At 70.9% G+C, this 11,386-nt stretch carries 12 protein-coding genes; 5 read left to right on the top strand and 7 right to left on the bottom strand.

All coding sequences use genetic code 11. The features are described from left to right. Window positions 1–1,213: alpha-hydroxy-acid oxidizing protein (locus tag B7X32_RS13155; protein WP_292720327.1), on the top strand; the 1,213-nt coding region annotated here is incomplete at its 5' end. Between the two features lie 61 nt (window positions 1,214–1,274). Further along, window positions 1,275–2,153 carry an NAD-dependent epimerase/dehydratase family protein gene (locus B7X32_RS13150; RefSeq protein WP_292720324.1) on the top strand — a complete coding sequence of 293 codons (879 nt, stop codon included), beginning with the start codon at window positions 1,275–1,277 and terminating at the stop codon, window positions 2,151–2,153. Between the two features lie 63 nt (window positions 2,154–2,216). Here B7X32_RS13150 and B7X32_RS13145 read toward each other — a convergent pair whose 3' ends face one another. Together B7X32_RS13145 and B7X32_RS13140 are read right to left on the bottom strand one after the other, a co-directional pair. Then, window positions 2,217–3,686 (bottom strand): peptide MFS transporter, encoded by a 1,470-nt coding sequence (locus B7X32_RS13145; protein WP_292720320.1) that lies wholly within the window; start codon window positions 3,684–3,686, stop codon window positions 2,217–2,219. 46 nt (window positions 3,687–3,732) lie between these two features. Beyond that, a complete protein-coding gene (locus B7X32_RS13140) occupies window positions 3,733–4,149 on the bottom strand; it encodes a VOC family protein (RefSeq protein WP_292720318.1) in 417 nt (138 codons plus the stop codon). A 143-nt stretch (window positions 4,150–4,292) separates the two neighbouring features. Between B7X32_RS13140 and B7X32_RS13135 the strand changes: the two genes are divergently transcribed. After that, window positions 4,293–5,678: a glycine--tRNA ligase gene (locus B7X32_RS13135; RefSeq protein ID WP_292720315.1), complete on the top strand. Its 1,386-nt coding sequence runs from the start codon at window positions 4,293–4,295 to the stop codon at window positions 5,676–5,678. A gap of 100 nt (window positions 5,679–5,778) precedes the next feature. On the opposite strand, the gene B7X32_RS13130 is transcribed toward B7X32_RS13135, so the two are convergent. From B7X32_RS13130 to B7X32_RS13115, 4 genes are all read right to left on the bottom strand, one after another. Continuing rightward, window positions 5,779–6,675 (bottom strand): RNA polymerase sigma-70 factor, encoded by an 897-nt coding sequence (locus B7X32_RS13130; protein WP_292720312.1) that lies wholly within the window; start codon window positions 6,673–6,675, stop codon window positions 5,779–5,781. Continuing rightward, window positions 6,672–7,268 carry a carboxymuconolactone decarboxylase family protein gene (locus B7X32_RS13125; protein ID WP_292720310.1) on the bottom strand — a complete coding sequence of 199 codons (597 nt, stop codon included), beginning with the start codon at window positions 7,266–7,268 and terminating at the stop codon, window positions 6,672–6,674. The genes B7X32_RS13130 and B7X32_RS13125 overlap by 4 nt, the downstream gene beginning before the upstream one ends. Window positions 7,269–7,530: 262 nt before the next feature. Next, complete coding sequence (locus B7X32_RS13120) at window positions 7,531–8,898, bottom strand: aminotransferase class V-fold PLP-dependent enzyme (RefSeq protein ID WP_292720308.1); 1,368 nt, start codon at window positions 8,896–8,898, stop codon at window positions 7,531–7,533. A gap of 252 nt (window positions 8,899–9,150) precedes the next feature. Next, the gene (locus tag B7X32_RS13115) at window positions 9,151–9,612 is read right to left on the bottom strand and encodes an Lrp/AsnC family transcriptional regulator (RefSeq protein WP_292720306.1); all 462 of its coding nucleotides are present in this window, start codon (window positions 9,610–9,612) and stop codon (window positions 9,151–9,153) included. A 93-nt stretch (window positions 9,613–9,705) separates the two neighbouring features. Between B7X32_RS13115 and B7X32_RS13110 the strand changes: the two genes are divergently transcribed. Further along, the gene (locus B7X32_RS13110) at window positions 9,706–10,149 is read left to right on the top strand and encodes a rhodanese-like domain-containing protein (RefSeq protein ID WP_292720303.1); all 444 of its coding nucleotides are present in this window, start codon (window positions 9,706–9,708) and stop codon (window positions 10,147–10,149) included. A 39-nt stretch (window positions 10,150–10,188) separates the two neighbouring features. Here the strand turns inward: B7X32_RS13110 and B7X32_RS13105 are convergent, their stop codons facing one another. Further along, the gene (locus tag B7X32_RS13105; protein ID WP_292720301.1) at window positions 10,189–10,713 is read right to left on the bottom strand and encodes a GNAT family N-acetyltransferase; all 525 of its coding nucleotides are present in this window, start codon (window positions 10,711–10,713) and stop codon (window positions 10,189–10,191) included. A 372-nt stretch (window positions 10,714–11,085) separates the two neighbouring features. On the opposite strand from B7X32_RS13105, the gene B7X32_RS13100 reads away from it, so the two are divergent. Continuing rightward, on the top strand, window positions 11,086–11,386 hold a 301-nt coding region (locus B7X32_RS13100), incomplete at its 3' end, for a serine hydrolase domain-containing protein (protein ID WP_292720299.1).

Genomic DNA, 11,386 nt, shown 5'->3' with positions numbered 1-11,386 from the left:
CCAGCCGGCGGCGCTCGAGGAGGCCGCCCGTGCCGCGCTCAGCCCGGAGGCTTTCGCCTACATCGCCGGCGGCGCCGGCGCCGAGCGCACGGTCGCCGCGAACCGTGCGGCGTTCGAGCGCTGGCAGGTGTGGCCGCGTCCGCTGCGGGACGTCTCCGCGCGAGACCTCGGCACGCGCTTCCTCGGCGTCGACCGGCCCACCCCGCTGCTGCTCGCCCCGCTCGGGGTCATGGAGCTCGCGCACCCCGATGCCGATCTGGCCGTCGCCCGCGCGGCCGCCGCGATGGGCGTGCCGTACGTGCTGTCGAACCAGGCCTCGGTACCGATGGAGCGCGTCGCGGCGTCGGCGCCCGGCGGTGCACGGCTGTTCCAGCTGTACTGGTCGGCCTCCGACGAGCTCAACGCCTCGCTGCTGCGCCGCGCCGAGGCCGCCGGCGCCGAGGCGATCGTGATCACCCTCGACACGCATCTGCTGGGCTGGCGCACGCGCGATCTCGATCTCGGCTACCTGCCTTTCACGCGGGGCATGGGCATCGCGCAGTACACGTCGGATCCGGTGTTCCGAGAGCTCGTCCGGGCGAGGGCGGGATCCTCGACCGGCGGATCCCCGGTGCGGGTCACCCCGAAGACGATCGCCGCGGGGATCTCGATCGCGCGCCACGGCGCCGCGGTCACCGGATCGCCGAGCCTGCGCGGGAACCTGCGATCGCCGCTGCCCCGGCTGGCGGTCGAGACCTTCCTCGACGTCTTCTCCACCCCGGCCCTCACCTGGGACGACCTGGCGAAGGCGCGGACGTGGACCTCGCTCCCGCTGATCCTCAAGGGCATCGTGCATCCCGAGGACGCCGAGCGCGCGGTCGATGCGGGGCTCGACGGCGTGTGGGTGTCGAACCACGGCGGCCGCCAGATCGACCAGTCCGTGCCGACGCTGGAGGTGCTGCCGGCGATCGTGGAACGGGTCGCCGGACGCGTCCCTGTGGTCTTCGACTCCGGTGTGCGCGGCGGGGCCGACGCGTTCATCGCGCTCGCCCTCGGCGCGACCACGGTGGCACTGGGCCGCCCCTACGCGTACGGACTCGGGATCGCCGGAGAGGCGGGCGTGCGCGAGGTCATCCGCAACGTGCTCGCCGAGCTCGACGTCACGCTCGGGCTCGCCGGGCTCGCGGCGATACGCGAGGTGGACGCCTCAGCCCTCCGGCGCGCGGACGGCTGACCGCCCGCGGCGGACCCGGATCCGGGAATATCCGCGCGCGGGTGCGGCGTTCGCGAAAGACATGAAGGTTCTTCTCACCGGCGCGACCGGCTACATCGGCACTTCCGTCCTCGACCGGCTGCTCGCAGAGGGCCACACCGTGACCGCCCTCGTCCGCGATGCGGCGAAGGCGGGCGCCGTGGAGGCCGCCGGGGCGACCGCCGTCATCGGCGACGTCGCGGATTCCGCGCGCGTGGCGGAGGCCGCCGCCGCGGCGGACGGCGTCATCCACACGGCCTCGACGCCGGAGGGCGACGCCGCATTCATCGCCGCCGTGCTCGGTGCGCTCGAGGGCACGGGCAAGCCGTTCGTGCACACCGGCGGGATCTGGAGCTACGGCACGGCGAGCGACATCACGGAGCAGACTCCGCTCGACCGGCCGGCCCTCACCGCCTGGCGCGGCGCGGGGGAGGCGAAGGTGCTCGGCGCCTCCGGGATCCGCGGCACGGTCGTCGCGCCCGCCACGGTCTACGGCCGCGGCGGCGGTCTGGTGCGGATCCTCACCGATGCGACCGACGGGGGAGTGCTCCTGATCGGCGACGGCAACCAGCACTGGACCACGGTCGACGTCGACGACCTCGCCGCGCTGTACGTGCTCGCGCTCGAGAGCGGACGGGCCGGGGAGACCTACATCGGCGCCTCCGGGCAGAACCCGACCGTCCGCGAGCTCGGTGAGGCGATCGCGGCCGGATCCGAGGTCGCAGAGGGCGTCCGCGCCGAGAGCGTCGCGCAGACGCGCGCCCGACTCGGCGAGGCGTTCGCCGATGCGCTCCTCCTCGACGAGCAGGCCTCGGGGGCCAAAGCGCGTGCCGAGCTCGGCTGGACCCCGACCGCGCGCCCGCTCGTGGAGCAGCTCGCCGCCGGCACCTACCTGGACGAGAGCGTCGCCGCGCGGGCCTGATCCCGAGACGCTCTCGCCGGGACGGGGCTGCCCGAACAAGGCAGCCCCCGCGTCACGACGCGGTCAGCGCACGCCCTTCATCAGCGTGAGCACGGGCTTGACCGACAGGAGCAGGCCGATGCCCACGACGATCGCGATCGCGCCGAGGATCGAGAAGTACGGGACCTCGTTGTGCGGGTCGTAGAACTGCACGAGCCAGCCCGAGATCGCGGTGCCGAGCGAGACGGACAGGAAGAACAGCGCCACCATCTGCGTGTGGAACGCGGTCGGGGCGAGCTTCGTCGCCGCGGACAGTCCGATCGGCGACAGCAGCAGCTCGGCGACCGTGAACACGAACAGGATCCCGATGATCGCCAGCAGCGGTGTGGAGTTCGGGCCGCCGCCGGCGAATGGCAGGAACAGCAGGAACGCCGCGCCCATGATGATCGCACCGAGCGCGAACTTCACCGGCGTGGAGGGCTGACGGGCGCCGAGCTTCGTCCAGATCGCTGCGAACACCCCGGACAGCACGATGATGAAGACCGGGTTGATCGACTGCACCCATGAGACCGGCATCTCCCAGCCGAACAGGTCGCGGTTCAGCCGCTCGTCCGAGTACACGGTCAGGACCGTGAACTGCTGCTGGTACAGCGACCAGAAGGCGACGCTCGTGATGAACAGCGGCAGGAAGCCCCACACCCGCGAGCGCTCGGTCGCGTCGATGCGGCGGCTCGTGAGGATCACCGCGAAGTAGGCGATCGCGGCGACCGTGGCCGCGATGATCACGACCGTGGCGAGGTTGGCCGCCGTGATCACGCCGGTCAGCACGAGCGCGACGAGGATCAGGATCCCGGCGATCGCGATGACGGCCGCCGTCGCGTAGCGGTTCCGCGGGAGCGGGTTCGCGATGCGGTGCGCATCGGCAGGCAGCCCGCGGCGCCCGAACGAGTACTGCGTCAGGCCGGCGGCCATGCCGATCGCGGCGAGGCCGAAGCCGAAGTGGAAGCCCAGGGTCGACTGCAGCAGCCCGGTGAGGATCGGTCCGAAGAAGCCGCCGAGGTTGATCCCCAGGTAGAACAGCGAGAACCCGGCGTCGCGCCGCGGGTCCTCGGCCGAGTAGAGGGTGCCGACCACGGAGGTCGCGTTGGCCTTGAGCCCGCCGGATCCGATCGCGACGAGCACCAGGCCGACACCGACGCCGACGACGCCCGGCAGCAGGGCGAGGGCGATGTGTCCCGCCATGATCACGATCGCGCTGAAGAACAGGGTGCGCTCGGATCCGAGGATCCGGTCCGCGACCCAGGCGCCGAGGATCGTCGCCAGGTAGACGGATCCGCCGTAGGCGCCGACGATGCCGCCCGCGATGCCCTTGTCGAGCCCGAGTCCTCCGTCGGTGACGGAGTAGTACAGGTAGATGAGCAGGATGCCCTGCATGCCGTAGAAGCTGAACCGCTCCCACATCTCGACCCCGAACAGGTGGGCGAGTGCCCACGGCTGCCCGAAGAACCGGGTGTCGCGATCGCCGTGCGGGCGGGCTTCCTGTGCGGTGCTCATCATTCCAGGGTAAGCCGCACCGCCGCAGGCCGGGGATCCGGCGGCGTCAGCCCCGGGGCGCGAGCACGAACGCCCCGGTGCCGCCGGGGTTCATCGCGATCTCCCAGCGGAACCCGTCGGGGTCGGCGAAGTAGCCCGAATAGCCGCCCCATTCGCGGCGCAGGGCGGGGGTGACGGGAGCGCCCAGCGCGGCCGCCTCGGCGAGCACCGCATCGACCTCGGCGTCGGTCGCCACGTTGTGTGCCAGCGTGAGCGGAGCGACGCCGGGCGCGGGCGGTGCGCCGATCTCCGCAGTGAACCCCTCCACGCTCCACAGCGAGAGGATCATCCGTTCCGCGACGGGGAGCATCAGGACCTCGTCCGCTTCGAAGATCGGCTGCCAGCCGAGACCGTCGACGTAGAAGGCCCTGCTGCGTGCGACGTCCGCGACGGCCAGGGTGATGAAGCTCACTCGCTGTTCCATGGGAGCCATGGTGCCACCGGCCTCCGACGTCGGTCGAGCGCGTGGAGGCCTCGGTGCCCTCTCACGCCCCGGAGGGCACCGATAGGATTGTTGCGCGCCTCTTCGTGCGCATTCCCCGCATCATCGCGACCATTGGAGCCACCGTGGCCGAACAGTCCCGTCTTGACAAGGTCATCGCCCTCGCCCGCCACCGCGGGTTCGTCTTCCAAGCGGGTGAGATCTACGGCGGTTCCCGCTCGGCCTGGGACTACGGCCCCCTCGGCACCGAGCTCAAGGAGAACATCCGGCGGCAGTGGTGGCAGACCTTCGTGCGCGGCCGCGGCGACATGGTCGGCCTCGACTCGTCGATCATCCTGCCCAAGCGTGTGTGGGAGGCGTCCGGTCACGTCGCGACCTTCACGGATCCGCTCGTCGAGTGCCTGCAGTGCCACAAGCGGTTCCGCGCCGACACCCTCATCGAGGACTTCGAGGCCCGCAAGGGCCGCCCCGCCGAGAACGGCCTCGCCGACGTGCCCTGCCCGAACTGCGGCACGAAGGGCCAGTACACCGAGCCGAAGGCGTTCTCCGGCCTGGTGAAGACCTACCTCGGCGTGGTCGACGACGAGTCTGGCGTGTACTTCCTGCGCCCCGAGACCGCGCAGGGCATCTTCGTGAACTTCTCGAACGTGCTCACCGCGAGCCGCAAGAAGCCGCCGTTCGGCATCGGCCAGGTCGGCAAGGCGTTCCGCAACGAGATCACCCCCGGCAACTTCATCTTCCGCACCCGCGAGTTCGAGCAGATGGAGATCGAGTACTTCGTGCCGCCCGCCGAGGCGCAGGAGTGGTTCGAGCACTGGGTGAAGGAGTGCTGGGACTGGTTCATCGACCTCGGGATCAACCCGGAGAACATGCGCCAGTTCGACGTGCCCGAGGAGGACCGCGCGCACTACTCGGCCGGCACGATCGACGTCGAGTACCGATTCGGCTTCACCGGCAAGGAGTGGGGCGAGCTCATGGGCGTCGCGAACCGCACCGACTACGACCTGTCCAGCCACAGCGAGGCCTCCGGCTCGTCGCTCAGCTACTTCGACCAGGCCTCGGGCGAGAAGTACATCCCGTACGTGATCGAGCCCTCGTTCGGCCTCACCCGCTCGATGATGGCGTTCCTCGTGGACGCCTACGTCGAGGAGGAGGTGCCGAACGCCAAGGGCGGCACCGACGTGCGCACCGTGCTGAAGCTCGACCCGCGCCTCGCCCCGGTCAAGGTCGCGGTGCTGCCGCTCTCGCGCAACGAGCGCCTCTCGCCGCTCGCCCGCGAGGTCGCCGACAGGCTCCGCGGTCACTGGGCGATCGACTTCGACGACGCCGGCGCGATCGGGCGACGTTACCGCCGCCAGGACGAGATCGGCACCCCGTTCTGCGTCACGATCGACTTCGACTCGCTCGACGACGACGCCGTGACCGTGCGCGACCGCGACACCATGGCGCAGGAGCGCGTGCCGCTGGCCGAGCTCGACGCCTACCTCTCGGAGCGCCTGAAGGGCGCCTGAGCGAACCCATCGCCGAAGCGCGGTTCCCTTCTCGGGGGCCGCGCTTTGCGCATCGGGCTGGGATCCCGAGTACCACGGATCCGCCGAGTAGCGCGACGGGTCAGCGGGCGAGCGGCGCCTCGGCGTCGAGTCCGGAGAGTTTCTCCGGATTGGCGACCGAGAACACCCGCGTGATGCGACCGTCCTCGACGGCGAAGCTCACGGCGGCGAGCAGTGCGCCGCCGATCTGGATGCCGGCGCCGAGCATGCCGTTGACGCGCAGCGGCACCACCGCGAACGCCGTGTCGAGCTTCGCGATGCTGCCCTGCAGGAACGCCACGACGCGCTCGGCACCGTGCAGCGGCCGCCGGGCGGCGTGCCGGACGAGCCCGCCGCTGTCGGTCACCGACACCACGTCGGGTGCGAGCACATCCATGAGCGACTGCACGTCGCCCGAGTTCATGACCGCGATGAAGCGCTCCACGACGCGGTCGTGCTCCGAGGCGTCCACCGCGATGCGCGGACGGCGGGCGGCGACGTGGTCGCGGGCGCGGTGCGCGATCTGCCGCACCGCCGCGGACGTCTTGCCCACCGCCTCGGCGATCTCGTCGAACGGGACGTCGAACACCTCGCGCAGGACGAACACGGCCCGCTCCGTCGGTCCGAGGGTCTCGAGCACGGTCAGCATCGCGAGCGAGACGCTCTCGGCGAGCACCACGTCGTCCGCGACGTCCTGCGTGGTGCGCAACGGCTCCGGCAGCCACGGGCCGACGTACTCCTCCCGCCGGCGCGAGGCCGTCCGCAGTTGATTGAGCGCCTGCCGCGTGACGATCCGCACCAGATAGGCGCGCGGGTCGAGCACGTCGCCGCGGTCCTCGGCGGACCAGCGCAGCCACGATTCCTGCAGCACGTCCTCGGCGTCGGCCGCGGATCCGAGCATCTCGTACGCGACCGTGAACAACAGGCCGCGGTGCGTGACGAACGGATCCTCGGTCGCCGGCCGGCTCAGGTCGCTCATGCCGGCGACGTTACGCGGGTCTCGCCCCGCGTCGCCAGCGGCGCCAGCCCGCAGGCGTCCGCGAAGCCGTCGGAGTGGATCCCCAGCGCGATGTTGGATCGGGCCGTCGCGTTGAGGTAGCCGACCTTCGCGGCGAGCTCGAGGAGAGCCGGGGCGCCCAGCTCGGCGAGCAGTGCGTCGGAGAGCTCGTCGGTGACCGCGGGCGGCGTCAGGCTCATCGCTTCGGCGTACTCCATCACGAGACGCTCCCGGTGCGTGAACCGGGTGGACTCGCGCCAGATCGGCACCTCGCGGGCCTTCTCCTCATCGAGCCCGTGGTCGTGGGCCATGAAGTAGTGCAGGTCGAGGCAGAAGCTGCACCCGACGGTCGCGGCCGCGGTCATCGTCGCCAGCGTCGACAGGCTCTTGTCGAGCTCGTGCCACTTCTCGGTCTTGCGGCCGAAGTTCATCATGTCCGTGAACACCGGGCGGTGGTGCCAGAGCACCCCGATCGAGTCGGGCACCCGGCCGAACATCTTCTTCGTGGCGAACTTCACCACGGCGCCGTACAGTCCGGTCACCTCGGTCGCGGGGATGCGGGCCTGAGTCGTCATGATCTGCTCCTTCTGCGGCACGGTTCTCGCGCCTTCGAACATGGAGACACCGGCCGCGGCGGATGTGTGACATCCGGATCCGAAGTCCGGTCGATGTTCCGACGCGGCCGCGGCCGCCGACGCGCACGGCTCGCCGAGCGCACGGCTTCGTGCCGAGGGCACGGCTCGCCGAGTGCACGGCATCGTGCCGAGTGCACCGGAAGTTCGCGCGAACACGCCGTGCGCTCGACAGCTTCCCGTGCACTCGGCGCCCCAACGCGTCCTATTCCGTCGCTGCCGATCCGGCGCGCAGTTCGGAGAGCAGTGCCACGAGGTCGTCGATCTCGGTCCGGGTGGTCCGCCAGGACGACACCGAGATGCGGAACGCCCTCCTGCCTCGCCACGTGGTCGAACCGAACCACGTCCTCCCGCTGGCCTGCGCCGCGGCGACGATGCGCTCGGTCGTCGCGTCGTCCTCCGCCGCGACGAGCACCTGGTTGAGGACGACGCGGTTCAGGACGTCGAACCCGGCCGCACGCAGTCCCTCCGCGGCGGCGCTCGCGAGCTCCATGGACCCCTCGACGAGCGAGGCCACACCCGAACGGCCGAGAGTGCGAAGCGCGGCCCACACCGGAACGCCGCGGCCGCGGCGGGAGAACTCCAGGGTGAGGTTCTCCTGCGCGTCGTCGGTGGTCGGCGCATAGACGGCCCCGGCGAACATCGTGGAAGCCAGGGCCTGACGGTCGCGCACGATCAGCATGGCGCTGTCGTACGGCGTGTTCAGCCACTTGTGCCCGTCGACCGCCCAGGAGTCGGCGCGCTCGATCCCGGCCGTGAAGGCCTTGTGCTTCGTGGCGCGCGCCCACAGCCCGAACGCCCCGTCGACGTGCACCCAGGCGCCCGCGGCTTCCGCACGCGCGATGAGCGCGTCGAAATCGTCGAACTCACCCGTGTTCACCTCGCCGGCCTGCAGGATGAGGATGGTCGAGCCGTCCAGCTCCGGAACCTGATCGTTCCGGATCCTCCCGTACTCGTCGGTCGGCACCCATTCGACCCGGTCCAGGCCGAAGCCGAGCACCCGGACGGCCTTCCGCACGACCACATGGGCGAGTTCGCTCGCCACGATGCGCACTCTCGGGGCCCCCTCCGCACCGAGGCGGTCGAAGTCCCAGCCCTGCCTGGCGAGGAGCGTCTTTCGCGCCGTGGCGAGGGCGACGACGGTTCCAGACCCCGAACTCGTCGTGAAGCCCACCGCGGCATCGCGGGGCAGGTCGAGGATCTCCAGCACCCAGTCCGCGGCGGTCTGCTCGATCGCGCCCACCCCGGGAGTGCCGGACGGATCGGAGGCGCTGTTGTCCCACGCCAGGGCGATGCGGTCGGCCGCGGCGGCGACGGGGAGCGTCGCACCGGTGACGAAGCCGAAGTACCGGGCGCCGTTCGACTCGACGGCGGCGGCAGAACCGACCTCATCCAGGAGCGCCACCGTCGAAGCCGCATCGTGCCCTTCCTCGGGCAGAGGCTCGTCGAAGGCGGCCAGGGCGTCGATCGACTCCGCCGCGGGGAACACGGGACGCGAGCCGATCCCCTCGATGTATCGCTGTGCACGCTCATCGGCATCGCGCAGCAGGTCGAGCTCATCTCGCAGCGTCATCTGGTCCTCATGCTTCCGTGGGTGGATCGAGCGCTCCGTCATCCCCCTCGTTTCGAGGCGTGCTCTGCGGCGAAAGGGGGTGCGGGCGCGTTCAGGGCAATCGTCACATGCACGCCGCTCCCGCCGTGTGCCCGCGCAGCATGCGTTTCGGCAGTTTCACCGACATTCTGTCGGTCGGCGTCGAGGCCCCCCTCGGCGACCGGCGCGCACTGCGATGCCGCCGGCGGCGATGCCGTCGACGGCGGTCCTTCGTCAGCTCGGCGGCAGCAAGGGGCGCGCCGGGAGCGGGGAGGAGTAGACGACGCTGGTCGTGACGCTGCCGAGTGCGCCGATCCGGCCGCTGACCTGTTCCAGGTGCTTCATGCTCGTGGTGACGACCTTCATGATGAAGCAGTCGTCTCCGGTGACGTGGTGGGCCTCGGTGACCTCTGGGGTGTCGGCGAGGAGCTGGTGCAGCGGCTCGTAGACGCTGCTCGGGTAGCGCAGTCGGAGATAGGCCAGGATCGTGAATCCGAGTCGTTCGGGATCGATCCGGGCTCCGTAGCCGCTGATCACGCCGGACTCCTCGAGCCGGCGCACCCGCTCCGCGGCGGCACTGTGGCTCATGTTGATGTGCCGGGCCAGATCCGCGATGCTCTGCCGCCCGTTGGTCTGCAACGCCGCCAGGATGGCCCTGTCGACCTTGTCGGGTTCAAAAGGGAGATTCGCGGTCATGCGCCAAGACTGCCACGAGATCGCGGCCGATCCCTCCCGGATGCCGCGGAACAGCCCTTCATATCGCCTCCGGCCGTGAATATCGTTTCGGCCATGACAACAACCGCCGCTTCGACGGACCTCCTCATCGCTCATTTCTCCGGCAAGCTCGCTTTCGAGACCGACGCTTCCGACGTGCATGCCGACCAGGAGGGCGGCGCCCGCTTCGTGCTGGTCGACTCCCGCGGCGAGAGCGCGTGGGCCCAGGGCCGGATCGTCGGGGCGGTCCACATGCCGACCGCGCAGATCGCCGCACGCGCGAGCGAGGAGATCCCGACGGATCTGCCCGTCGTGACGTACTGCTGGGGGCCGGGGTGCAACGGCTCGACCCGTGCCGCGCTCGAGTTCGCAAAGCTCGGGTACCGGGTCAGGGAGATGATCGGCGGGTTCGAGTACTGGGCCCGCGAAGGCTACCCCGTCGAGAACGACCACGGCCCGGTCGTCCGCGCCAAGGACCCGCTGACCGCACCGCTGGACGCCATCACCTGTGACTGCTGAAACCACGATCCGCCCCGCCGAGCGGAGCCGGGCGGCGCGTCAGCTCGCGGCCCGCGGGTCCCGCCAATAGGTCTGCACACGCGCGCCGCCGGCGAGCTCCACGACGGCGTGCGGGCGGTACCCGAGCCTCTCGTAGCGCACGTCGTTCGCCGGGTTCGACGACTCCAGGTAGGTGGGGATCCCCGCCTCGTCGTAGCGGGCGAGCGCCGCCCGGAGCAGCCCCATGCCGTACCCGCCGCCGCGCGCCTCGGGGGCCACGCCGAGCAGGGTCAGGTAGGCGTGCGGCTCGCTCGGTCGAGCCTCTGCGAACTGCGCGCCGGCCCGCTCCAATGCGGCGGCGGCCTCCGTGTCGAGCAGGTCGCCGACCAGGGCGTCGTAGGCGGGGTGGGCCTCCGCCGAGATCTCGTCCTCACCCGGCGGGTACCAGACGGAGACCGCGCGAAGAGTTCCGCGCTCGCCTGCTTCTGCGGGTCCGTCCTCATCATCGCGCGCGATGTCGAGCACCCGTGATTCGGAGAAGCGCAGCGCCTCCCCGACCATGAACCGCCAGTACGCACCGGCCACCTGCGGACGCGTCGCACGGTCGGGGAACGAAGGCCCCCAGACTGGGTCGTCCAAGAAGGCCGAGGTGAGGATCCGAGTCATCTCGTCCAGGTCGGCCGGCGTCGCCGGACGGACTCCCCGCGGGAGGTGATCGCTGCTCAAAAGATCCTCGTCTCGCTCGTGCTCGGTCGAGCGGTCAGCATACAGATCCCTCGCTGCGATGCGCGAAGGCTGCGGGCGCCGCGTGCCGGCCCTCGACCTCGCGAGAAACCAGATCCTGCACGAAACACCCCGTCCGTCGTGGTGTCTCATGCAGGATCTGGTTTCTCGCCGAGCGCGCGGGGCAGCGGAGTGGGGAGCGGGGAGCGGCGGGGGGCGTGGGACGATGGATCCGTGGAGACGACGACCTTCGCCGCGACCGACGGCTTCCCGCACACGGCTCTCGTCGGGGTCACCGACTCGGACGCGACGCGCGCGGTGCAGGGCGATCCGCTGGCCGTGCTGCCGCTGGCCTCCGTGACGAAGCCGCTGACCGCGTGGGGCGCGCTCGTCGCGGTCGAGCGCGGGCTCGTGGATCTGGACGAGCCGGCGGGGCCCGCGGGCTCGACCGTGCTGAACCTGCTCGATCACACCAGCGGGCTGCCGATGGAGGGATCCGCCCCGCAGAAGGCCCCGGGCGAGCGGCGCATCTACT

The organism is Microbacterium sp. 13-71-7, from assembly GCF_002257455.1.
GTDB lineage: Bacteria > Actinomycetota > Actinomycetes > Actinomycetales > Microbacteriaceae > Microbacterium.
Note: the sequence above shows the minus strand (reverse complement) of the source record. Positions and strands in the feature narration are given on the sequence as shown.

Excerpts from the sequence above, each read along its gene's own strand:
- B7X32_RS13150 (WP_292720324.1), top strand. The coding sequence starts at position 1,275 with ATGAAGGTTCTTCTCACCGGCGCGACCGGCTACATCGGCACTTCCGTC.
- B7X32_RS13145 (WP_292720320.1), bottom strand. The coding sequence starts at position 3,686 with ATGAGCACCGCACAGGAAGCCCGCCCGCACGGCGATCGCGACACCCGG.
- B7X32_RS13115 (WP_292720306.1), bottom strand. The coding sequence starts at position 9,612 with ATGACCGCGAATCTCCCTTTTGAACCCGACAAGGTCGACAGGGCCATC.
- B7X32_RS13140 (WP_292720318.1), bottom strand. The coding sequence starts at position 4,149 with ATGGAACAGCGAGTGAGCTTCATCACCCTGGCCGTCGCGGACGTCGCA.
- B7X32_RS13120 (WP_292720308.1), bottom strand. The coding sequence starts at position 8,898 with ATGACGCTGCGAGATGAGCTCGACCTGCTGCGCGATGCCGATGAGCGT.
- B7X32_RS13110 (WP_292720303.1), top strand. The coding sequence starts at position 9,706 with ATGACAACAACCGCCGCTTCGACGGACCTCCTCATCGCTCATTTCTCC.
- B7X32_RS13125 (WP_292720310.1), bottom strand. The coding sequence starts at position 7,268 with ATGACGACTCAGGCCCGCATCCCCGCGACCGAGGTGACCGGACTGTAC.
- B7X32_RS13130 (WP_292720312.1), bottom strand. The coding sequence starts at position 6,675 with ATGAGCGACCTGAGCCGGCCGGCGACCGAGGATCCGTTCGTCACGCAC.